Below are 23,081 nucleotides of genomic sequence, written 5' to 3'. Positions count from 1 at the left end.
ACAGGCGTTAGAGGATACGACTGATGAGTCGATCGATACGGATACGGCGCAGACGTCGTATCAGCTTGCGGACTTTCACTGGATATTGCGCAATGCTCTCAAGTTCCATATAGCTTGTTACGACGTGGGTGTGTGTCCTGATTGTGTCCAGTTCGTCCAGACGCTGCTGCAATAGAACCTTCTGAGGATCGTGAATCAGGATGGCATTTTCCAGATCAAGACGCCATGCACGCGGGTTAAGGTTATTCCCCGTCAACAGTTGCCACTTGTCATCAACCCACATACCTTTCAGGTGGAAGCTGTTATCACCGTCTTTCCATAGCCGCACAACAAGCTGCTGATTCTCAATGTAGCGCTCCAGACGACTCAGGAAACGGCGAAGGTTGATCTCATAGAGATACGGTAACGCGCCGATGATTTTGAAAGGCTGATCTTCTGGAATATAGAAATCGTTAGCGGTCTTATCACCGATAATAATTTCTACTTTTTTACCGTCTCGTAATAGCCGGATGATATTTCTCACCAGCAGCGCTGGCAGGTTGAAATATGGGGTACAGATAACCACATGCTCATCAGCGCAATACATCAGGTGATGTATGGTCTTATTCAGCGGACTTTGTTTTCCTAACCCGACCAGTGGCGTGACGGTTAATTCGTTCGCATCCGCGCTGTGTTCCGGAGCCTGATAATTGGCAGTACGCAACGTTTGGCGGAACTGCTTAATATCATTTTTGATTTCTAGACTCTTCGGGCGGTCGGTATGATCCAACCGCTGTACTGCCGGAGCCGACAGCATGGTCTGAATATATTGCACCATCGTATCGGCCAAAACCGGATTATGAATCAACTGATAGCGGTCATAACGGTATTTTTGATGTTGGTGCAGATAAACATCATTCAGGCTGGCCCCGCTGTAGATGACTGTGTCATCGACAATGAAGCCTTTCAGGTGCAGCACGCCCAAGGCTTCGCGCGTGTTGACAGGAATACCATAGATAGGGAAATGCGTGTCTGGATGTTTTTTCGCCATATCGCAATACCAATCGGCATTGGTATTTTCTGCCACTGCGCCGATCCTGCCGCGCTGAGCACGATGCCAGTCTACCAGAACACGGACATCCAGCTCTGGGCACTGCCGTTTGGCTTCATAAATTGCGGATAGAATCCCCATGCCGCCATCATCGCGCTCAAGATATAACGCCACGATATAGATGCGTTTTTTAGCACTCAAAATGGCGTTAATCAGCGTCGTGCGGAAAAGCTCAGGCGAATGCAACGTCTGAACATCATCTGCGTTCTGAGGAATTCTGGGCAGTTGTGCAAGGTGCTGTTGGTATTTATTGCGTTTAAAATTTGACAGCATCACAGTGCGTTTCTTCTCTCATCAGTTTATACCCACCATACTTCGAACTGAATTAGGGTATATGACCTTCTGGTCATTATCAAAAGTTAAGGAGTAGCCGAATGGGCGATAATACCATTACTTTCCGGCTGTTGTGAGTCTGTTTTGCCATTGAATCGGTATCACAATTCCCGTTGCAAGAGCCATGTCACGTCTTGCTATCCATTCTTCAGCGGCAATTCCAGTGTCACAATTCCCTCTTCTAATTGTACGTCGATGTGAAAACCGAGCTTTTTGGACAGCTGGATCATGCCTTGATTATGCGGCATGGTGATGCCAGTCAAGCGGGAGAGACCATGCGCTTTGGCGTAATCAATCAGCTTTTCCAACAGGCGTCTGCCAAGGCCCAGCCCTTTTAGATCGGATCGCACCAGCACGGCAAATTCCGCATCCGTATTATCCGGATCGGAAATCGCACGCGTCACGCCAATAATCTCAGTCTCCTCACCGAGCTGGCGCACGGCAACGAATGCCATCTCACGATCGTAGTCAATTTGTGTCATATTGGCTAAGTCTTCGTGAGTAAATTCATTAATTTCGCTGAAATAACGGTAATACAGGTCTTCTTTCGTCACTCTTGCAATGAACGAACTGAGCAGCGGTTCATCTTCCGGCAAAATTGGCCGGAACAGACAGCTATCACCATTTTTGAGGGTAACCGTTTCTTCCAGCTCGTGTGGATAAGGGCGGATTGCCAGCCTTGACTGCGGATCGCCACTGAACGGCGTCAGATGTAGCGTAACGTCCAACAGCGTAAAGGTGTCCCCAGATGCCAGCAGAGGATGAATATCTAGCCGGGAAATTTCGGGGCAGTCGAGAATCAGGTTGGATACCTGAACTAGCAAGCGGCTGAGTGCGGGAATGTCCAGCGGACGCAGCGCGCTGTATTCCCGAATTTTGCCGCCTTTCACCGCTTGCAGCACCAAATAACGGGCCAGCGTCATATTCAGCGGAGGCAGGGCGACGGCAGCCTGTTTTTCTCGCCACTCAACACCGCCTTCTCCTAGCATAATCAGCGGGCCGAAAACGGGATCCTGCTCGACGGCAATCCTAAGTTCCTGCGCACCAGCGCGATTTGCCATGCTCTGCACTAACAGGCCGTAAATGCGCGCCTGTGGGTAAGTGCGTTTCACTCGGTCAAGAATAGCATCTGCCGCCTGCTGGACTTCTCTGGCGGTTCGCAGGTACAGCATGACGCCCTGAACTTCCGATTTATGCGGAATATCCGGCGATCTCAGCTTAATCGCGACCGGGTAGCCAATTTGTTCGGCGATATGGACGGCTTCTGCGCTGTCGCCTGCAATCCAAGTGGGTAACGTATCCAAACCGTAGGCTTGCAGGATCGGCTGAACTTCATGCGTGTCGAGCTGCGTCACGCCGTCTGACAGCGCCTGATGAATCAGCACATGTGCCTGGCTGGCGTTGATGCCTAAATTCAGCGGTAGCGCCGGAGTTTCCTTTAGCTGTTTCTGATTCCGCCGATATTCGACGGTATGCATAAATGCCGTGACCGCGCCTTCCGGCGTGCGATAGGTCGGAATGCCTGCGTCGTTAAACAAACGTCGTGCTTCCTGCGAGGAGAACTCACCGCACCAGTTGGTCAGCAGCGTAATTCTTTTCCCACGCGGATGCTGTTGGAAGAGCGTGATCAACTGAGCTGCGCTATCGGTGCCGGGAGCCGCGGCGCTGGGCGCGTGAATGATTAAGAGTGCATCGACTTCATCGCTGTCCAGTAATGCCGAAACGGCTGCCAGATAGCGAGCCGCGGTCGCATCATCACGCAGATCGAGCGGATTGCCGATAGTAACAGTCGGCGGTAGCGCCTCCTGTAGCGCTTGTCGGGTCTCCTCGCTGAGCTGTGCCAGCTTGCCTTGTCGACTGAGGAGCTGATCCAACGCCTGTGCAGCGGGCGATGCGCCGTTGCTTACTAGCATCAGGCGTTCACCACGCAGCGGTCGCAGGTGGCTTAAGGTTTCTACCGCAGAAAAAAGCTCATGTGTATCCCGTACCCGTAACAAACCTGCACGTTGAATTGCTGCATCGTAGGCGGCATCCAGACCGTGGCGCTGGTCATTCAACAGTTGCTGCGCCTGCTGGCTGCGCCCGCTTTTTATCACCAGTATCGGTTTATTCCGGGATGCGCTACGAGAAGCGGAAAGAAAGCGGCGCGCATCGCTGATATGTTCCAGATGCAGCAGAATCGCACTGGTTTTTCCATCGCGTGCCAGAAAATCTAACAGGTCGTCGACATCGATATCCAGGCTGTCGCCCAGAGCGATGAAATAGGAAAAGCCAATACCGCGCTGCTGCGCCCAGTCCAGTATCGTGTTGGATACTGCGGCCGACTGCGAAATGAATGCCAGTTTGCCTTTCATAATCGGGACAGGGGAGAAACTGGCATTCAGGCCTTGCCAGGGCGCGAGTAGCCCGAGGCTGTTGGGGCCAAGCAGGCGCATGTGGTAGCGCACGGCGCAGGCCTTTAATTCGCTAAACTGGGTTGGCGGTGCGGAGAGGATGATGACCGTTTTGCAGCCTTTCTGTCCTAGATCTTCTAACAGCGTGAGATTACGGCTGGCGTTGGTGCAAATCACGGCAAGATCGGGCGTCATCGGCAGGCTGGTGACCGTCGGATAGGCCAGCACGCCGCAAACGGCACGATATTTCGGTGTAACAGGCAGCACGGGGCCGCTGAAATGGCCGTCCAGCAAATTTTTCATCATCAGAAAGCCGGCTCTTCCCGGTTTTTCTGACGCGCCGAGAACGGCGATAGACTTAGGGCGTAACAGTGCTTCCAATCCGCGCTGGCTCATGCGTCACTCCTTCAGATCAATCCCCTTTGATACTAAACGCTTTCTGCTGCTTGTGCTGTGACGGTGGGTAAATTTTCCCGCAAGCTGTGATGCGGTTTCCCTGCCAGATAGTGTCGTCGGAAACGGTCAAAATGCTGTGATAGTGCGTCGGCCGCGACGATATCCCCCGCCTGTGCAAGCAGAGCGATGGCAATTTCAGCGGTGCAGTGCTGTCCTGCGCTGCTGGCTTCACGCAGTTGATAGCGGGACAGAGCCTCTACATTCAGCGACAGGATTGGCAGGTTGTCCAGATAAGGGCTTTTGCGGAACATTTTACGCGCTTCCGGCCAGGTACCGTCGAGTAAGACAAATAGCGCAGGCTTTTCCGTTGCGGGAAGCTGGTGAAACACCTGACGTCCTTCTTCCGCTGCATCGGCAAGAAAAACCAGATACGGCTGAACGTCCGGGTTTTGCAGAGTAGCAAGCAACTCGGGATCGGGCTCGGTGCGTGACCAGCGAAACGCCTGCGTCTCAGGAAGAATATCGGCGATAAGACGTCCGGTATTGCTCGGCTTTAACGGTTCGGTATCAAACATCACCAGACAGACGCGGCTGCGGGACTCCTGCGCCTGAATAGTGTGGCACAGGCAGTTAATGGCGGGTAATAAACACAGCTGACAGCGTACTACGCGGCTGCCGCGGGCGCGGAACGGTTTGGTTGACTGCTCAAGACGTTGCTGGCGCAGGCGGAGTACGGCATTGTCCGTGAGGGGACGGTTAACCATTAAAGGATGGTTGATCATGAAATAGATGACGCCATGAGATTCTGCAACGAACCGGCTTCTTTCTCATCGTTGAGAAGCCGATTCAGAAAGGCGACATTCTAATCGACAGGCGGGTTGACCAAAAGGGTAGGAGGTAATAATACCTCCTACCCTAATTCTCTACAGTGATTCGTCCAGCCAGCTCTCGAACTGTGCTTTTGGCAGCGCGCCGTTGAGGATGTCGGCCATCTGACCCTGTTTGAAGATCATGAGGGTTGGAATGCTGCGGATACGGAAACGTGCGCTGAGTGCCGGTTCGGCTTCGGTATTGACCTTAATAAAGCGGATTTTCCCGCTACGCTCCTGCGCGACGTTTTCAAACACCGGGGCAAAGTTGACGCAGGGGCCGCACCAGGGGGCCCAGAAATCGATCACGACGGGAAGATCGTCCTGTAACAGCTTATCGAGCGTCGCTTCTGTGGCATTGGTAACGTTACCGCTGAATAAGGTTTCTCCGCAACGACCACACTTTGCATGGTCATCAACACGCTCTTCTGGCAGGCGATTGGTTGTTTGGCAAGATCCACATACCGTATTCATAACAGGGCCTCAGATAAAAGGGCTAAAATAGAGATGTCGCTGATAAAATGCACGCAATGCGGCATTGGAAAGTCAACGGCATGTTGCTTAAGCGTGAATAAATTATGGTGGGGAGACATTATGGCAACAACGTGGTTTGCCCAATAGCTACAATAGCTTCTGACTGTTAGCGCTCTTTTACCACAAGCGTGTGGCTAAGCGGGTGTACATAAGGTAATCTTCGCGCCCAGCGCGTAGGTGGAGAGAACAATGAGCGATTCATTCAATAGTAAAAGCGGCAAAGTCCGTGTGATGTACGTCCGTAGTGATGATGAGGGCGAGAAAGAGAATAAAAACAAGCGCCCAGCTGACAAAGATCGCCGTGGCGATCGGCGTGATGGCGGTGGCTCTCGCGATCAACGCGAAAAGCCGAAGCATCCGCGTGATGTTAACCCGCGCTATGCCCGGGAAAATCCGTCCCGCGACGGCGATAGCAATGCAAAATCGCCTTGGGGCAATAAAGATCGTAACGAGCGCAGCGGTGATAAGCCTCGCCGCCCGCGTGGTGACGATACCGGTGGTTATGAATCACCGTGGAAAACCGTATCTCGTGCGCCAAGCGACAGCGAAACGCCAGACCATGGTGGTATCACTGGCAAGAGCCATATCGATCCTGAGCAACTGCGTCGCCAGCGTCAGGAAGAAACACGTGTCTATGGCGAAAATGCCTGTCAGGCACTGTTTAAAAACCGCTCTGAGGTGATTGTTCGTGCCTGGTTCCTGCAAGAAGTGACACCGCGTTTCCGCGATGCACTACGCTGGATGGCGGCAAACCGCAAGGCTTACCACGTTGTGGAAGAGGACGAGCTGGTTAAGGCTTCCGGCACCGAGCACCACGGCGGCGTTTGTTTCCTGATTAAAAAGCGTCAAGGAATGGATGTGCGTGAGTACCTGAAAACGGCTGGCGAGCAAGACTGTGTACTGGCGCTGGAAGATGTGGGTAACCCGCACAACCTCGGCGGCATTATGCGCAGTTGCGCGCATTTCGGCGTGAAAGGTGTGTTGGTGCAGGATGCGGCGCTGCTGGAATCTGGCGCGGCTGTGCGTACGGCAGAAGGCGGTGCGGAACACGTTAAAGCGATTAACGCTGACGATTTCCTGTCCGTGCTGGCGGAATTCCGTAATGCAGGCTATACCATCGTGACCACCTCCAGCCATAAAGGCACGGCATTGTCGCAAGCAACGCTTCCGGCGAAAACTGTGATCGTGCTGGGTCAGGAAGGTGATGGTCTGTCGGATAGCGCCTGGCAACAGGGGGACGTAAAAGTCTCTATCGGCGGTACTGGTAAGGTGGAAAGCCTGAATATTTCGGTCGCAACGGGCATTTTGCTGTCCGAGTGGTGGCGACAGAACCAGGCCTGATATCACGCGTCGATGCTCAGGGCGAATTCGCTCCCTGAGTAGGTGTAACCACGGATGAGAGGACGACTGATGAAGCAGAAAGTTATCGCGGTATCATTGCTGTTGGGTACATTGCTGGTAAGCGGTTGCAGTTCGTTGCCGCACTCGTCCGTTGCCGCTAAGCCAGCCGCTGATGCGTGCTTGGTTGGCGACAAACAGGTGCAGACCACGCTTTATTTTGGTTTGAATCGTCCCGCTGGCCCGGTGATTTCAGATGCCGAGTGGAAAGCGTTTTTGGATGGTGACGTTACGCCACGTTTTAAAGACGGGCTGACGGTGTTTGATGCCAAAGGACAATGGCTGGGGAACGATGGCGTGGTTGCCCGAGAGAACAGCAAGGCGCTGATGTTGATTCACGGCCCCGATCGGGAGCGTGATATTGAAGCGCTGCGCACCATCTACAAATCACGTTTCGCGCAGGAATCCGTCATGCGGATTGACGCACCCGTCTGCGTCGCCTTCTGATTTTTCCATCAGCCCCTTTTCAGGGGCTGATTATTTTCAATATATAAATACTACAGCACCAATCCCGCCACTGCCGCAGACAGTAAACTCACCAGCGTAGAACCATAAACCAGCTTCAGACCGAAGCGCGATACCACGTTGCCCTGTGCTTCATTAAGCCCTTTGATGGCACCCGCGATAATGCCGATTGACGCGAAGTTGGCGAAGGAAATCAGGAATACGGACAGAATCCCCAGGCCGCGTGGCGACATCTCTGCCGCGATCTTCTTCAGTTCGATCATGGCAACGAATTCATTCGCCACCAGCTTGGTCGCCATGATGCTGCCTGCGTTCAAAATATCAGAAGACGGAATGCCGATCAGCCAGGCTAGCGGTGAAAAGACATAGCCCATAATCGCCTGGAAGCTAATGCCGAAGACCGTGCTGAACAGCGCATTCACGGCGGCAATCAAGGCCACGAAGCCGATCAACATCGCCATGATAATCATCGCCACTTTAAAACCGGCAAGAATGTATTCCCCCAGCATTTCAAAGAAGCTTTGGTCTTCATGCAGCTTTTCCAGCTTCAGTTCTGGTTCGTCGTCAGGCTGGTAAGGGTTGATGATCGACAGAATGATAAAGGTGCTGAACATATTCAGAATCAGCGCAGCAACGACGTATTTAGCGTCCAGCATGGTCATGTAGGCGCTGATAATCGACATGGATACGGTCGACATTGCCGTCGCGGCCATTGTGTACATCCGCCGTGGCGACATGTCGGCAATGATGCCTTTATAGACGATAAAATTCTCTGACTGCCCGAGCAGCAACGTACTCACGGCGTTAAACGACTCCAGTCTCCCCATCCCGTTCACCTTGGACAGCAGAGTACCGATGCCTGTGATAATCAGCGGTAAAATTCGCCAGTGCTGCAAAATGCCGATCAGCGCAGAAATAAAGACGATAGGGCAGAGCACGTTGAGGAAGATAAAGGAAAGTCCCTGCGCGTTCATCCCGCCAAACACAAAGTCGGTGCCTTGATTGGCGAAAGATAAGAGCTTTTCAAACAAACCGGCAAAGGAACTAATCGCGTTAAGCCCGATGCTGGAATGTAAAAGGAAATAGGCCAGCAAAATTTCAATCACCAACAGTTGCACAATAAAGCGCAGTCGGATGCGTTTTCTGTCGTGACTGACGAGCAGTGCCAGCAAAAAAATGGCTGCTGTTGCCAAAATGAAATGTAAAACCTGTGACATAAAAGAACCACGTAATCCCCGAATAAAAGAGGCGCATTGTAAGCGGAATGTGAAAATATGTTTATCCCGAATCTGTAAATCCTTATTCGCTACAGCGCTATAAGAATGGGGGACGTCTTCGAGTCATCAGGGGACGGTGGGAAGGGTAAAAGAAGGTTCCCCTTCGGCCCGTTGCTGGCAGAAGGGGAAAGAAAGCTTACGGCGAGTTAGTGCGCGCCGCCGCCTCCACCGCCAGTGGTAAAGGGCGGTTTAGCGAACCAGACCAGCACCAGCAAGACCAAAAATACGGCTGCCGCGGCCCAGAAGATTTCGTTGGCGGAAATAATCAGCCCCTGTGCGGTAATCTGCTCTGCGATGTAGGCTGAAGCCTGCGTTTGGCTCATCCCCATCGCCTGAAGCTGTTGGTACGTTTCCTGTGCTATCGGATTATAGGGTGTGATAGATTCCGTCAGGTGCGCATGGTGTAGCGATTCGCGCTGTGTCCAGAGCGTGGTGGTCAGCGATGTCCCGATCGATCCCGCCAGCGTTCGGGTAAAGTTCGATAGGCTCGATGCTGCCGCCAAACGTTCAGGCGGAAGACCCGACAGCGTGATGGTCGTCAGTGGCATGAAGAAGCAGGCGACGGCAAACCCCTGAACGAACTGCGGCCAGGCCGATGCACCGAAATCCATGCCCGGCTCGAAGGTGTACGCTCGCCAGTAGAAACAGACGGCGTACATGATAAAGCTGAACGTCACCAGTTTGCGCATATCCAGACGCGGCGCAAATCGACCAATGATCGGCGACAGCACCACCGGCATCAGCCCAACCGGCGCGGACGCCAGCCCCGCCCAGGTGGCGGTATAGCCATACACCTCCTGCAACAGCTGCGGCAAGAGCACGATCGCCCCGAAGTAAAACATGTAGGCAAGGCTGATACACAGACAGCCAATGGTGAAGTTGCGCGATTTAAACAGCGACAAATCCACCACCGGGTGGTCGTCCGTTAGCTCCCAGACAATCAGGAACGCGATTGCAATCACCGCCACCACGGTCAGGGTGATGATTTCCGTCGAGTTAAACCAGTCCAGCTCTTTGCCGCGGTCGAGCATCATCTGGAGGCTGCCGATGCCGACAACCAACAACGCCAGCCCGATGGTATCGATGGGCCTGATCTCGGTTTTGGTTTCCCGTCCGCGCAGCGTTTGCATGGCAATGAACACCACGGCGATGCCCAGCGGGACGTTGATGAAGAATATCCAGCCCCAGTGATAGTTGTCGCTAATCCAGCCGCCCAGAATCGGGCCACAGATCGGCGCGACGACCACCGTCATCGACCACAGCGCCAGTGCGATGCTGCGTTTTGCGGGAGGATAATTGCTTAACAACAGACTCTGCGACAGCGGGATCAGTGGCCCGGCGACAATCCCCTGCAACACGCGGGCGAAAATCAGCATTTCCAGGCTGGTGGACATTCCGCACAGCCAGGACGTCAGGGCGAAGAGTGCCGTTGACCACAAAAACAGGCGGACTTCACCAAATCGTTTGGCCAGCCAGCCGGTGATAGGAATAGAGATGGCGTTAGCGACCCCGAACGAGGTGATGACCCACGTTCCCTGCGAGTTGGACGCACCCAGATTACCGGCGATGGTCGGAATAGCGACGTTGGCGATGGTGGAATCCAGCACCTGCATAAACGTTGCCAGCGACAGAGCAACGGTCATCCAGGCCAGACTCGCGCCTTTAAGCGGTTCTCTCTGCACGTTTCTCTCCTGCCCGATTAACCGGCGTTCGCCTGAATAATGGCGCTGATTTCCTGATTAACAGGTGTGAGATCCAACGTCAGAGCATCACTTTGGTAGGCCGGCGTGGTGCGTGAGGTTTCTGCTAACGCACTACCTTCTGTATTGGCGGTATCAACATTAACCAGTGCGGACAGACCGATACGCAACGGATGTTCGGCGACCTGCTTCGGATCGATCTCAATACGCACGGGCAGGCGCTGTACAACCTTGATCCAGTTGCCGGTGGCGTTCTGAGCAGGCAGCAGAGAGAACGCGCTACCGGTACCCATATCGAGGCCGACTACTTTTCCCTGATATACAACATCGTCACCGTAGATATCCGCGATCACGGTAGCCGGTTGGCCGATACGCATATTGGCTAACTGTGTTTCTTTGAAGTTTGCATCGACCCACAGATGATTGGCCGGAACGACGGCCATCAGTGCTGACGTCGAAGAGATACGCGCGCCAATCTGCACGCTGCGGCGTGAGACATAGCCGTCAATCGGGCTGACGATTTTGGTGCGCTGTAGTGCCAGCCAGGCATCGCGCATTTCTACGGAGGCTTGCTGTATGGCGGGTTGCTTCTCAAGCGGCGTATCCAGAATCATTGCCTGATTCGCCTGATATTGCTGTCTGGCGACTTCCAGCGCGGCTTTGGCGGTCGCGACGGCATCACGAGCATGCTGCACTTCTTCACGCCCGATAGCATTGGCGCTGCCGAGTGCTTCCCGGCGGCTCAAGTCACTTTGTGCCTTGTTCAGCTCGGTCTGGCGCAGCTCAATATTGGCCTGATACTGCTTACTGTTGATGATCAACTGGTGCGTCTGGCGGACGCTGTTGGCCAGCCCGGTTTTCGCACGCTCAAACGCTTGCAGGGCATCGGTCGGATCTAACTCCACCAGCACCTGTCCCTGCTTAACAAAATCGGTATTGTCGACGTTAACATGGGTGACGCTGCCGCTGACCTGCGCCATGATCTGAATCTGATTGCCTGCGACGTAGGCGTCGTCGGTGCTTTGGTGGTGTCTGAGCACCAGGAACCAGTAAACCAGCCAGGCACAGCCCAGCACGACGAAAATAAACGTCAGCAGTGATAACACGCGTTTGCGCTGCTGTTTTTTGTTTTTCTGTGGCGTCTGCGGCACCTGATTTTCCACACTTTCACTCATGCTGTTCTCTCTCTTTTTATTTTCTTTGTATCGGCTATCGCACCAGACAGAGCAGTCTGGCGATAGTCGCAATGAATTCATTTTGCTATGCGGCCCGGGGGCTTAAGGTCGCCCGCCCGGAGCGTGAGATTGCCGTTTTGCTAAGCCGCATATCGCGGTTGCGAAGAGGTTATGCCTATTTTTTGCAGCAAAACGCCTCCGCCCGATACATAAGCATCGGGTCATTCCGGGTGGAAAGGTGCTGACTATTGTTTTTTGTTGTTGTTTTTTCTGTTATTCGTTGACTGACTCGTCCATCTCATCCAGTCGGACTAGCATCTTTCTCATCAGGCTTTCGAGCTGCTTTTGCTCACCAGATTCAAGCACGGAGCAAAGCACATGGAGGCTATGGTGCTGCGGTGGAATCAGTTGACCAAGAAATGCTTTGCCTTCTTCCGTCAGATGCAGATGCAGGCAGCGTCTGTCGCTACTGCTCTCACGTCGTTCAATCCAGCCTCTTTTCTCCAGATCGTCGGCAATGCGTGTCGCATTGGTGCGTGACGATCCCAGTGCGGCACTGAGTTCAGAAGGCTGAATGCTATAAGACTCTTGAGATTCCAGCGTCAGCAATGCCATGAAGAGGGTTTCATTGATGCCCTGTTCTTTCAGCATTCGGTTTCTGTGTTCCAGGATTTTGCCCTGTACGTGCATGAATAAACGCAGCAATAGCACTTCCTGACGTGGGAAATCGGGCTTACGTGAAGCACGCAGGTCGAGCATTTGTTCTATAGGAGTGAATGAACTGTCCATTTTTTATATAAACCTCATTAATCACGGTGTGCATAGTAACTAATGTTACTAACTGGGTAAACGGCATTAAGGTGGGAAATTGTGCTTATTTCTGTGACAGAAAGTAAGCGGGGAATCTCTGAAAATGAAGTTTATTCACCACTTACTTTATTTAAATCAAAATGTTAACTGATAATTTACACTGCGAAATCAAAGCAGTTTAAAGGCAACGCCGTAGCAGAGTGCGCCCAGTAACGTCGATAAGACGATACTGCGGGTTTTATAAAAACAGGCGGTCAGCGTAATAAAGCCTACCAGCGTTGGCAGCAGCTTTTCGTGATGCGCGAGAATATCCGGCACGCTGGAAACAATCAGCAGCGCACAGATGGAAGCAATGCCGATGCTATCAAGCAACAGCGCTTTTTTGCCGCGTTGCAGCGAACCGGAAGCGCGTGAGGCGCTCAACCGTAGCGGCAGATAGCGGAAGAGGTAGTTCACCAGCCCGACAATCAGCCCGATAAGAATGACTTCTGTGCTCATGCGTTCACCTGTGGTGTGGCAGGATTAACCAGCGAAGCCAGACAGCCGCTGAGAATGCCGAATAGTATTGCGGCTGGGATGGAGGAAAGCAGCAGACCGAGCAGCGCGCCCCGAGTGCGCAGGCGACGACCAGACTCTGTTTCCGCCTGAAGGACGCGAGTAAAAAGCTCAGGAACAGTGCGGGCAGCATGAAAGACAGCGCCGCTTCTACAGCAGGGTAATCATTCAGCGGGCCGTTACCGAACACGGCTCCGATCACCGTGCCGAGCACCCATGAAAGCCAAGCGAGCAGTGACACACCCATCATCCAGTCTTCTGACCAGCGACGGTTATCTTTCGCCAGTCGGGTGGCGGCTGCGGCAAAGACTTCGTCCGTCAGACCGAACGCCCACAGCGCGGTTTTTCGGGTCGGTAGCCGTTGTGCAATGCGATGCCGTAACGCCGGCCCATACAGCACATGGCGGATATCCATCGCCATGACGGTCAACGCCGCTACCCAGATGGACATGCCTGCGCTGAGCAGGGCGGTGATGACGAACTGGCTGGCCCCAGCGTAAATGATGCAAGAAAGGAAAATGCCTTCCAGCGGGGTAAATCCTAGTTTGACGGCATTCATGCCAAACGCGAATGCCACGGGCATGTAGCCGATAACAATCGGCAGACTGTCAAATACGCCTTCGCTAAAAGATGCAGATTTTGTCGGTGCAGATGGGGTTAATGTCTTCACTGGCTTGATATGTTTTGTTCTTAAAGGAAATTAACCGGTAACACTAGCAAAGCGTCACCGGAATTTCACGTTATTGCGTAACTGGCGTGATGGTTTTTGACGAAATGGTATCGGGTGTAATTTTCTCGCGAGAAACTGTCTCAAATAAGACAGTCTCAAGCGAGTGTGTTGCAAAGGCGAAGGTCTATGAGGGCACTATAGCGCCGCCATCGCTTCCTGCGTTTCGTGATGATGGCTTCGCCACCACACCAGCAGGTTCAACAGACTGATAATGCCGCCTGCGGCACAGACGCCGAGCCAGCCCCACTGCTGGTAAGCTGATGCTGAAAGGAGCGAGCCTAGCGCGCCGCCAATAAAATAGCTGGTCATGTAGCCTGATGTCAGGCGATTACGTGCTTCAGGCATCATACGGTAGATCACGCTCTGATTGGTTACGTGTACGCCCTGAACTGCCAGATCCAGCACGATGATACCAATGAGCAGCGCCGCCACGGAGTGAATTCCGAGCGCGATAAAGCCCCACGACAGCAAAAGCAGGATAATCCCCACGCTGGTGGTCGGCTTGGCTTTGCCCTGATCGACTAAACGCCCAGCACGTGATGCCGCTAAGGCTCCGGCCGCACCAACCAACCCGAACAGGCCGATAACGCCTTCGGAGTAACCGTAGGGCGGCGAGGCCAGCAGGAAGGCCATTGACGTCCACAGAATGCTGAAATTGGCAAAGGACAGACAGCCGAGGATGGCCCGCGTGCGCAGAAGCGGGGTGGTGGAGAACAGGCGGAAGATTGAGACGAGCAACTGCGGATAGTTCAGCGTGTTTTGCTGAGGAATCCGCGGCAATGCTCGCCACAGAATCAGCGCCATGATGACCATCAGCGTGCTGGCAACCCAGTACACAGTGCGCCAGTCACCGAGTGAAGCCAGTGCACCCGCGACGGTACGCGCCAGCAGAATTCCCAGCAGCAGGCCACTCATAATCGTTCCGACGACTTTACCGCGCGTTTCCGGCGTCGCCAGCGTGGCGGCCAGAGGCACCAGCAACTGCGCGACAACGGAGAACAGCCCGGTTAACGCCGTACCCGCAATCATGATCCAGAGTGTGGGCGCAGAGGCGGTGATCAGCATCCCGCCTGCGGCGAGTAGCGTCATGCCGACAATCAGCGTCCGGCGTTCAAACATGTCCCCTAGCGGCACCAAAAACAGCAGACCGACGGCATAACCCAGCTGCGCTGCGGTGACAATGAACCCCGCCTGATTAACGGAAAGCGCAAAGACTCTGGCAATGGTCTCCAGCAGCGGCTGGGCATAATAGTTACTGGCGACGGCAAGACCAGTCGCGACAGACATAATCAGGGTCAAAGACAGGCTAAGCCCTTGTTGCGGTTGGGGTGATACAGATTGTTGCTGAAGAGACATAGTGTGAACGTTAATATGATGTTAAAAGCAGAAGGTATAGTATCCGGCAGAGCCTAATGAGATACCAGAATATCTTTACGCTTCTTAAGTTTGTTTTGTTTTGAATGATATTGATTTAGCTTATCGCCAGCGTCATAACATTATCGACAGGGGACATTATGCTTAAGCATTATCAGATATTTAAGAAAAAAAGCGTTGCAGTGTTAATGGGATGTGCACTTCTGCCCGCAGCAGCGCTGTGGTCGATGGGCGCACAGGCGGTAACGGCCGTCTACGTCTCTGCTGCCACTGACGGCGCAATCGATGCCTACACACTCAACACGCAAAGCGGCGAATTAACCGCTATTGGGAAAGCAGTCGCAGGCGCGAAAGTGATGCCGATGGCCATTAGCCCCGATAAATCCTTCCTCTATGCCGCGACGCGCGGTATTCCTTACTCGGCGGTTAGCTATAAAATCGATCCTAAAAGCGGCGTGCTGAGCCCGTTAGGCAAAGCGGAATTGCCGGACAGCATGGCCTACATCTCGACGGACCGCACGGGGAAGTGGCTGTTCAGCGCCTCGTACGGTGGTAATAAAGTCGCGGTTAATGGCATTGATAAAGACGGTAAGGTGAACGCGAGTGTCGTCACCGTGGTGCCAACAGGCGAGAAAGCACACAGTATTATTGCCGATCGCAAAAATAAGTTCGTTTTTGCCAGCAACCTGGGCAGCGACCAAATCGTACAGTTCCGGTTTGATGCGAAAACCGGCACGCTGACGCCAAATGAACCGGCAGAAATTAAGCTGCCTAAAGGAAACGGGCCGCGCCATCTGGTGTTATCACCCGATAATAAAACGCTCTACGTGAGCAATGAACTGTCTGGCAAAGTTGCGCGTTTGGCGCTGAATGAAAATACAGGGCAGCTCACGCTGTTGGACTACACGGACACCGTGCCAGCCGATGCAGGAATGCGAGCGGGAACGATTACGCCGGATAAAAATAGCACCGACAGCCGTCCGCAGATCTGGAGCGCCGATTTACGTCTGACGCCAAATGGAAAATTCCTGTACGTATCGGAACGTACCAAAAGCACGATTGCGCTGCTGCGGGTAGAAGCGAAAACCGGACAGCTGCAATACATCACGCGCTACCCGACGGAAACGCAGCCGCGCGGTATTCAGATCGATCCAAGTGGGAAGTTCCTGATCGCCAGCGGTGAGAAATCGACGTCACTGTCGGTGTATCGCATCAATCAGGATAACGGAGATTTAGTGCGAGTCGGGCAATATCCTACCGGAAAAGGCGCGAACTGGGTCGAAATCGTTAATCTGCCGTAATTATTACCCATCAATGAAAACGCCCCTTTCTGTGAAAGGGGCGTTCGTCTACCAGTGATTATTTCGCGGCATCAGCGGCGGTTTTCACCCAGCCGTCAAACAACTGCTGGTGGGCTTTGATCCAGCCATCAACATGACGTTCGATATCCTTCTGTGAACCCTGACCTTCGTGCATACGCAGGTTCTGCGCATTCACATCAGCAATCGGCAGCTTCATGATAGCGAACAGCTTCGCCGCTGCTGGGTTTTTCTCGGCCCACGCTTTATTCGCGGCAATCTTCATCGTGTTGACGGGGAAGCCGTAGTCTGCACCGTTTGGCAGCTTGGTGCTGACATCTTTCATTTCACCGGGTTGAGAAGAGAAAGGTACCTGCAACCAGACGACGTCACGTCCTGGAACCAGGACATCACTCACCCAGTACGGCGTCCATGTGTAGTACAGAATCGGTTTACCTTCTTTATAACGGGTGATGGTATCGGCAATCATCGCCGCATAGTTACCCTGATTATGTTCTACCGTATTGGTTAAGCCATAGGCAGGGAGGTGATGATTAATCGCCGCTTCACATCCCCAGCCCGGCGTACAGCCCGTCAGATCGGCCTTGCCGTCGCCATTGGTATCAAACAGCTTGGCGATTTTCGGATCTTTTAGCTGCGCAATATTGGTGATTTTGTATTTATCAGCCGTTTTCTTATCGATCAGATAACCCTGCGCGGCACCAGAGACATATTCACCTTGACGGTAGAACTTCGCGTCTCCGCCAGCGGCTTTGTACTGATCGGCGTGTAGCGGATCCCAGTTTACAGCGATAAACGTCGCATCGCCGGAGGCAATTGAGGTGTAGGCCACGTTGTAGTCCACTTCACGCGGAGGCTGCACGTCATAGCCCAGCTTTTCCAACGCGCGACTGACCAGCAGCGTCTGGAACGTTTCCTCGGAGATGGTGCTTTGCACCGGAATAACGGAAATGCCTTTACCAGGTTGCGCGGTGTCTGCGGCGTAAACCTGCGTACTCAACAGGGCGGTAGTCAGGGCGGCGGCCCAAAGTTTGGTGTTACGCATCATGATTCCCTCTGTTTTTATCGTGCGTTATTGCTTGATGAAAGGACGGGTCAACAGTCCAATCGGGCCGCTGGCGTACCAGCTTTTGTTGCCTTTGCTGCGACGATCGCGTCCCAGAGACTGCGTCAGGCGGTCAAGAATAATCGCCAGAATAACGATCCCGACGCCGCCGACGGCAGCCAGACCCATATCCAGACGGCCGATACCGCGCAGTACCATCTGGCCCAGACCGCCTACGGCGATCATCGAGGCGATAACCACCATCGACAGCGCTAGCATCAGCGTTTGGTTAACACCGGCCATGATGGTCGGCATGGCAAGCGGGAGCTGAACCTTAAACAGCATCTGGCGCGGACTGGCACCGAATGACTCGGCGGCTTCGATTAAATCGGCCGGCACCTGACGAATACCCAGAATCGTTAAGCGAATAATCGGCGGCAGGGCAAAGATTATTGTCACCACGACGCCCGGCACGTTACCGATACCGAACAGCATGACGATCGGCACCAGATAGACGAACGCGGGTGTGGTCTGCATGGCATCTAACAGCGGCCGGATAAACTTCGCCGCCCGTTCGCTACGCGCCAGCCAGATCCCTACGGGAAGTCCGATGAGTACGCAGAAGAACAGAGCAGTAAGCACCAGTGCTAACGTGATCATGGCCTGCGACCAGGCACCAATCGCACCAATCGCGATCAGAGATAGCAGCGTCGTGATACCCATACCTAAGCTGGACATCTGCCAGGCAATCAGCGAGAACACCAGAATGGCGATCGGCGCGGGCATTCCCAGCAGGAACTGCTGGAAGCCGCCCAGAATAAAGTCGACCGGGACGCGAACGCCCTGAAAGACCGGTCTGAAGTGCAGCACAACCCAGTCGATCCCGTGAGTGACCCAAGTGTCCAGCGGGATCAGCGTGTCTTTAAACGGATCGAGCAGGTTGAAATGCTCGGGTGTCGCAGGGGCGGCGCTGTTTAACCAGTCACTGCCGGATTGTGCAGCCTGATGAGCGGCATCGGCGGAACCATCGGGAGCTGGTGCGGTGCTCCAGGCATCGCTGCCGTTAGCTGGTGCATCCTGAGCGGGCGCGCCAGTGGACCAAGGATCGCTCTGCGTTGCGCTGTCAGGCGTCGTACCATGCTGTGCGGGTGCGTGATCTGCGGGTGCGCTCTGCGTGCTGGCTGCCCACGGATCGTTCTGCTGTGCGCCATTAGCCTGTTCAGGGGTTACATCCTGATTGGCTGGCTGATTTTGTGCCGTGGTGTTGTCCCACGGATTTGATGTTGATTTACTCATTGGTCACTCCTTCCTTATCCAGTGCCTGAAGCAACATTCCTTTGGAAATGATGCCAATGTACTCATGGTTCTCGCCGATGACAGGAACGGCACAGGGAGCCTGTGCGACCTGAGAAATCAGCTCGTTGAGTGACATATCTGCGGGCACAGGAGCAGGTTCGGGCAGTAACGCCTGTTCCAGCGGCTGCTGTTCTTTCAGCGCCTGCTTCAGTGAATCAATCGAGACGACGCCAATGAAGCGTTTTCCGCCTTCCAGCACGTAGCCGTAATCACGGTCTTCATCCTGAAGGATTTTCAGCGCGGAGCGTGGACCCACGCCGGGCGTTTTACGGATTAAGGTGACCGGGCGACGGCGGGCGATATCTTTGGCACTAAATACGTGGCTGATATCGACACCGCGGAAGAAGGTGCGCACATAGTCATTGGCTGGGTTATTCAGGATTTCATCGGGTGTACCGACCTGAATGACTTCACCGCCGTGCATGATGGCAATCCGGTCACCGATGCGCATCGCTTCATCCAGATCGTGCGAGATAAAGACGATAGTGCGTTGATGACGAGACTGGAGTTTGACTAACTCATCCTGCATTTCAGTACGGATCAGCGGATCGAGCGCGGAGAACGCCTCATCCATCAGCAGGATATCGGGGTCATTCGCTAACGCACGTGCCAGACCGACACGCTGCCGCATCCCGCCGGACAGCTCATCTGGGTAAGACGCAGCGTAGGCTTCAAGGCCAACCTGCTGCAAAGCATCCAGCGCTTTTTGCTCACGTTCCGCTTTCGGCACGCCAGCCAGCTCCATACCAAACGCGGTATTGTTGAGGATATTCAGATGCGGCATCAGCGCAAAGGATTGGAACACCATACTGATCTTTTTGCGGCGTACGTCACGCAGCGCGGTATCGGATATCTTGGAGATATCCTCACCGTCGATCAGCACCTGACCCCGAGTGGGTTCGATCAGACGATTGAGAAGGCGTACCATGGTTGATTTGCCGGAACCGGATAATCCCATGATGACAAATATCTCGCCTTCTTCAATGGCCAGACTGGCATCTTTCACGCCGACAGTAAGCCCTGTTTTTTCAAATACCTGATCTTTGCTCAGGCCTTTATCAATCAGTTTAAATGCTCTGTCAGGATGCTCGCCAAATATCTTATAAAGATTCTTTACTTCAAGTTTAATTGCCATGAAATTATTGTTTTCCTGTGTCGTTTATAATTCTATAACGTAACCCTGATAATGATTAAACATAATCTACCCTACCATACTCAGATTCTGAGACAACCCTTGATTGCCTCAGGGATGTTTCCCGATAGGCTAATATTTGCGATAACGGCAGCACTATTATTACTGCCTTATCTTCATGATTTACGTGATCTTTATGATTTTTGATTGAAAGGGTAATTCTTTTTATAACAGTGTGTTACCTGTTGGTTTCTATGTGTTGAATTCGCGGGGGATATAACCTTTTCTGATGGTGGATAAACCGCGAGTTATAGCGAATTCCACTAATGGAATAATATGATAAATAAATCACATTTTTCGGGTTATAGACACTCAAATAGACCGACGTAAGTACATTTTTTACTTATGATATCTGTCGGTATTTTATACAGTATAGCAAAGATATAGTGGGTAAAATGATTGCGTTAATTCCCATCAATAAATGAGAGTGTTCTGAATAATATATCTGTCATATTTAGGGGGAATAAAAGCAGAGTGGCAGCGTTGATTTGATGGGATGTTTCGTGAACTATCGCGTGTTTCTCTTTTGCCGATCGCGATCATATTGTCCATGATTAAGTTGTGGTTATAGTGGCTAAATATCACCCACAATGATTATCGAAAGGAGCCATCGTGTTAGATCACCTGAGCATTCCGGTGAGGGATATTGCCCGTAGCCGACAATTCTATGAAGCGGCGCTCAAGCCGTTGGGCTATCGCCTGATTAAGGACATGTCATTTGCCGTCAGCTTTACCGTGATGGAAGGATATGGGCAGTCCAGCGATCCCGGTGGCGAGTTCTGGATTTACCAGTCGAAGGGCGAACCGTGTCCGGCGGTGCATTTTGCGTTCAGCGCCGCCTCGCGAGAGCATGTTGAAGCTTTCTTTGTCGCCGCTATGGCGGCAGGAGGCATAGATAATGGGCCGCCGGGGCTGCGCCCGCATTATCATCAGGATTATTATGCCGCCTTCGTGCACGACCCCGATGGCTACAACATTGAAGCGGTGTATCACCGTCAGCCTTGAGGATGTGGGTCGGTAGATATGGCAAGAGGGGGAGAATCCTCCTTTGCTACTCGCTCATCAGGCTGACGTGGGCGGCGACAACGCGCCAGCCTTCGGGCATTTTTACCCAGGTTTGCATTTGGCGACCAATCTTCGTACTGCCTGCGCGGGTGAATTCCGTGCTGGCGACGGCCATATCATGACCATAAGTGGTGATGACCGTATTACGCAGCGTTCTGTCCAGACCGGCAGAGGGGCGAGCGAGGCGAAAGGCGCGAATTTCTTCGATCCCGTACAGATTTTCTCCCGCACCGTAGCGCACCGTTTTTTCATCGTGCCAGAACAGTTCATCCAGCACTGCAACGTCATTACCCGTTAAGGCTTTCTCATAGCGATAGAACGCGGCGGTCACGTCGGCCAGCACATCCGGTTGGTTAATATCCTCAGGCAACATATTTTCTTTCCTCTACTGTGTAGACTATTTTTTGTTGTTCCAGCGCCCATGCCGTCCGCAGGCAAAGATCCTCGCGCCACGGTGCGGCAATAATCTGCACGCCTATCGGCAGGCCGCTCGCGGTCGCTACCGGCACCGTCACGACGGGCAGCCCGACGAAAGAGATCGGCTGTGTCAGCATGCCCATGCTGGCGCGGACGGGCAGGTCGGTATCATTAATACGCATGGTTTCCTGCCCAATGAGCGTGGCGGAACAGGGCGTTGCTGGGGCGATCAGCAGGTCGGTATGCTCAAACAGCGCCAGCGTCTGTTGGCGGAAATAATTACGGAAGCGCTGAGCCTGCACATACCAGGCGGCGGGGATCATCGCGCCTGCCAGCAGCCGCTCGCGCGACAGCGGCTCGAAGCGCTCAGGCTGCGTGCGTAAGGCGGGCAGATACTGATTGCCCCCTTCGCTGGCCGACAGAATAAAGGCGGCGCTACGTGCCAGTGCGGCATCGGCTAACGTCAGGCTGTCCTGCGCGCCCAGCGCCAGTGCGATCTGACGAACGGCGGCGCTGGCCTCCTCACTGGCCCACGTGGAGAAATAGCCATCGAGCACCGCGTAGCGCAATCCGTCACTGCCCGCTTCCAACTGTGTGGCGGTATGCTGCGTTTCCCGCTTGGCCTGAAAACGATCGTGTTCATCGCGACCTTGTAAGGCGTCGAACACCAAGGCCAGATCGTCTGCGCTACGCGCCAGCGGGCCGATATGGTCGAGGCTGGCGACAAACGGGTGGCTGCCGTGGCGTGATAAACGGCCAAACGTCGGCTTTAGTCCGAAAATGCCACAGAGTGACGACGGCACGCGGATCGAGCCATTGGTGTCGCTACCCAGCGAGAAGTTAACCAAGCCTGCTGCGACGGCGGCTGCCGATCCGCCAGACGATCCCCCCGCAATGCGCTGTGTGTCGAGTGGGTTGTGCGTGGGGCCGTAATGGCTGTTTTCGGTGGTAAAGCCGTAGGCATAGGCATCCATATTCAACATACCGGACAGCAGTGCACCCTGACCAGCAAGCTGGCGAATGGCAAAGGCATCCTGTGCGGCGGGCGGTCGCTGGCTGAAAAGCTCGGCACCCGCCAACGTGGTTTCGCCGCTGACGTCAAACAGGTTCTTGACGGCGTAAGGCACACCGGCCAGTGCGGGCAAGGTTTCCCCCCGTTGGTGGCTGGCATCAATACGCTCAGCCTCTGCCAGCATGCGTTCGCCGGTGACATGGGTGTAGGCATTAATGGTGGGGTTGGCCTGCTCAATGGCGCCCAGCGCCTGCTGTGCAAGCTCTCTGGCGGAGAACGTGCCGGCCTGCAAACCTTGCTGAATCTGCCGGATAGATAATGATGAGGACGCGCTTCTGGCGTGTAAGCTCATAGCGTATAAGCTCCTAGCGTATAAACCCCGGCAATTTCCTGATGCTCATCAAGAGGAAAATCCATCAGCGGCTGTGCCATGGCGTGAATGCGGCTGAACTGAACTAATAGCTCCTGACGCCGTTCCTGACTGAGTTGCAGCGCCAGCAGCGTTTCCATGTGCTGAAGATAAGCGGCTAACGTGTCGTTATCGATAGATGGTGTCGTCATGCGGTGTTCTCCCTG

20 protein-coding genes and 1 pseudogene are annotated in these 23,081 nt (G+C 53.7%); 4 read left to right on the top strand and 17 right to left on the bottom strand.

Annotated elements, in window-relative coordinates; genetic code table 11:
- Positions 1 to 7 precede the first annotated feature (7 nt).
- The 4 genes from pssA to trxC all read right to left on the bottom strand — a co-directional run bounded on the left by pssA (position 8) and on the right by trxC (position 5,555).
- The gene (gene pssA, locus BJJ97_RS00380) at positions 8 to 1,363 is read right to left on the bottom strand and encodes a CDP-diacylglycerol--serine O-phosphatidyltransferase (protein ID WP_095992749.1); all 1,356 of its coding nucleotides are present in this window, start codon (positions 1,361 to 1,363) and stop codon (positions 8 to 10) included.
- A 197-nt stretch (positions 1,364 to 1,560) separates the two neighbouring features.
- Positions 1,561 to 4,212 carry a bifunctional acetate--CoA ligase family protein/GNAT family N-acetyltransferase gene (locus BJJ97_RS00375; protein WP_095992748.1) on the bottom strand — a complete coding sequence of 884 codons (2,652 nt, stop codon included), beginning with the start codon at positions 4,210 to 4,212 and terminating at the stop codon, positions 1,561 to 1,563.
- A gap of 32 nt (positions 4,213 to 4,244) precedes the next feature.
- The gene (locus BJJ97_RS00370; RefSeq protein WP_405083398.1) at positions 4,245 to 4,994 is read right to left on the bottom strand and encodes a tRNA-uridine aminocarboxypropyltransferase; all 750 of its coding nucleotides are present in this window, start codon (positions 4,992 to 4,994) and stop codon (positions 4,245 to 4,247) included.
- 141 nt (positions 4,995 to 5,135) lie between these two features.
- Positions 5,136 to 5,555 carry a thioredoxin TrxC gene (gene trxC / locus BJJ97_RS00365; RefSeq protein WP_095992747.1) on the bottom strand — a complete coding sequence of 140 codons (420 nt, stop codon included), beginning with the start codon at positions 5,553 to 5,555 and terminating at the stop codon, positions 5,136 to 5,138.
- 249 nt (positions 5,556 to 5,804) lie between these two features.
- Between trxC and BJJ97_RS00360 the strand changes: the two genes are divergently transcribed.
- Positions 5,805 to 6,956: a tRNA/rRNA methyltransferase gene (locus BJJ97_RS00360; RefSeq protein WP_095992746.1), complete on the top strand. Its 1,152-nt coding sequence runs from the start codon at positions 5,805 to 5,807 to the stop codon at positions 6,954 to 6,956.
- Between the two features lie 69 nt (positions 6,957 to 7,025).
- Positions 7,026 to 7,460, top strand: coding sequence for a DUF3574 domain-containing protein (locus BJJ97_RS00355; RefSeq protein ID WP_095700415.1), 435 nt, complete (start codon positions 7,026 to 7,028; stop codon positions 7,458 to 7,460).
- Positions 7,461 to 7,510: 50 nt separating this feature from the next.
- Here the strand turns inward: BJJ97_RS00355 and BJJ97_RS00350 are convergent, their stop codons facing one another.
- From BJJ97_RS00350 to BJJ97_RS00320, 7 genes and pseudogenes are all read right to left on the bottom strand, one after another.
- A complete protein-coding gene (locus BJJ97_RS00350) occupies positions 7,511 to 8,695 on the bottom strand; it encodes a NupC/NupG family nucleoside CNT transporter (protein WP_095992745.1) in 1,185 nt (394 codons plus the stop codon).
- Between the two features lie 206 nt (positions 8,696 to 8,901).
- Positions 8,902 to 10,398 (bottom strand): multidrug efflux MFS transporter permease subunit EmrB, encoded by a 1,497-nt coding sequence (gene emrB, locus BJJ97_RS00345; RefSeq protein ID WP_237027788.1) that lies wholly within the window; start codon positions 10,396 to 10,398, stop codon positions 8,902 to 8,904.
- Between the two features lie 56 nt (positions 10,399 to 10,454).
- Positions 10,455 to 11,630, bottom strand: a complete 1,176-nt coding sequence (gene emrA, locus BJJ97_RS00340) for a multidrug efflux MFS transporter periplasmic adaptor subunit EmrA (RefSeq protein ID WP_095992744.1) — start codon at positions 11,628 to 11,630, stop codon at positions 10,455 to 10,457.
- A 273-nt stretch (positions 11,631 to 11,903) separates the two neighbouring features.
- Positions 11,904 to 12,419 carry a transcriptional repressor MprA gene (gene mprA, locus BJJ97_RS00335; protein WP_039487011.1) on the bottom strand — a complete coding sequence of 172 codons (516 nt, stop codon included), beginning with the start codon at positions 12,417 to 12,419 and terminating at the stop codon, positions 11,904 to 11,906.
- A 189-nt stretch (positions 12,420 to 12,608) separates the two neighbouring features.
- Positions 12,609 to 12,938: an L-valine transporter subunit YgaH gene (ygaH, locus tag BJJ97_RS00330; RefSeq protein ID WP_039475517.1), complete on the bottom strand. Its 330-nt coding sequence runs from the start codon at positions 12,936 to 12,938 to the stop codon at positions 12,609 to 12,611.
- Positions 12,935 to 13,665: pseudogene (locus tag BJJ97_RS00325) on the bottom strand (AzlC family ABC transporter permease). The gene ygaH and the pseudogene BJJ97_RS00325 overlap by 4 nt, the downstream one beginning before the upstream one ends.
- A gap of 195 nt (positions 13,666 to 13,860) precedes the next feature.
- Positions 13,861 to 15,081, bottom strand: coding sequence for an MFS transporter (locus tag BJJ97_RS00320; protein ID WP_039513963.1), 1,221 nt, complete (start codon positions 15,079 to 15,081; stop codon positions 13,861 to 13,863).
- Positions 15,082 to 15,239: 158 nt separating this feature from the next.
- Here BJJ97_RS00320 and BJJ97_RS00315 point away from each other — a divergent pair, with 158 nt between their 5' ends.
- The gene (locus tag BJJ97_RS00315) at positions 15,240 to 16,400 is read left to right on the top strand and encodes a lactonase family protein (RefSeq protein WP_095992743.1); all 1,161 of its coding nucleotides are present in this window, start codon (positions 15,240 to 15,242) and stop codon (positions 16,398 to 16,400) included.
- 58 nt (positions 16,401 to 16,458) lie between these two features.
- Here the strand turns inward: BJJ97_RS00315 and proX are convergent, their stop codons facing one another.
- Genes proX through proV form a run of 3 tightly spaced genes read right to left on the bottom strand, consistent with a single transcriptional unit; the run spans position 16,459 to position 19,954 of the window.
- Positions 16,459 to 17,463, bottom strand: coding sequence for a glycine betaine/L-proline ABC transporter substrate-binding protein ProX (gene proX / locus BJJ97_RS00310; RefSeq protein ID WP_095992742.1), 1,005 nt, complete (start codon positions 17,461 to 17,463; stop codon positions 16,459 to 16,461).
- A gap of 27 nt (positions 17,464 to 17,490) precedes the next feature.
- Positions 17,491 to 18,759 carry a glycine betaine/L-proline ABC transporter permease ProW gene (proW, locus tag BJJ97_RS00305; RefSeq protein ID WP_095992741.1) on the bottom strand — a complete coding sequence of 423 codons (1,269 nt, stop codon included), beginning with the start codon at positions 18,757 to 18,759 and terminating at the stop codon, positions 17,491 to 17,493.
- Positions 18,752 to 19,954 carry a glycine betaine/L-proline ABC transporter ATP-binding protein ProV gene (gene proV / locus BJJ97_RS00300; protein WP_095700405.1) on the bottom strand — a complete coding sequence of 401 codons (1,203 nt, stop codon included), beginning with the start codon at positions 19,952 to 19,954 and terminating at the stop codon, positions 18,752 to 18,754. The genes proW and proV overlap by 8 nt, the downstream gene beginning before the upstream one ends.
- 669 nt (positions 19,955 to 20,623) lie before the next feature.
- On the opposite strand from proV, the gene BJJ97_RS00295 reads away from it, so the two are divergent.
- Complete coding sequence (locus tag BJJ97_RS00295) at positions 20,624 to 21,016, top strand: VOC family protein (protein WP_095992740.1); 393 nt, start codon at positions 20,624 to 20,626, stop codon at positions 21,014 to 21,016.
- A 46-nt stretch (positions 21,017 to 21,062) separates the two neighbouring features.
- Here the strand turns inward: BJJ97_RS00295 and hpxZ are convergent, their stop codons facing one another.
- Genes hpxZ through hpxX form a run of 3 tightly spaced genes read right to left on the bottom strand, consistent with a single transcriptional unit; the run spans position 21,063 to position 23,066 of the window.
- Entirely contained in the window at positions 21,063 to 21,449 is a 387-nt protein-coding gene (gene hpxZ, locus BJJ97_RS00290; protein ID WP_014916430.1) for an oxalurate catabolism protein HpxZ, read from the bottom strand.
- Positions 21,439 to 22,857 (bottom strand): AtzE family amidohydrolase, encoded by a 1,419-nt coding sequence (locus tag BJJ97_RS00285; protein WP_095992739.1) that lies wholly within the window; start codon positions 22,855 to 22,857, stop codon positions 21,439 to 21,441. The genes hpxZ and BJJ97_RS00285 overlap by 11 nt, the downstream gene beginning before the upstream one ends.
- The gene (gene hpxX, locus BJJ97_RS00280; protein WP_095992738.1) at positions 22,854 to 23,066 is read right to left on the bottom strand and encodes an oxalurate catabolism protein HpxX; all 213 of its coding nucleotides are present in this window, start codon (positions 23,064 to 23,066) and stop codon (positions 22,854 to 22,856) included. Before hpxX ends, BJJ97_RS00285 begins: the two co-directional genes overlap by 4 nt.
- Positions 23,067 to 23,081: the final 15 nt, after the last annotated feature.

Source organism: Pectobacterium polaris (genome assembly GCF_002307355.1).
GTDB classification, from domain to species: Bacteria; Pseudomonadota; Gammaproteobacteria; order Enterobacterales; family Enterobacteriaceae; genus Pectobacterium; species Pectobacterium polare.
The sequence above is the reverse complement of the archived record's forward strand: the minus strand, read 5'-3'. Positions and strand labels throughout refer to the sequence as shown.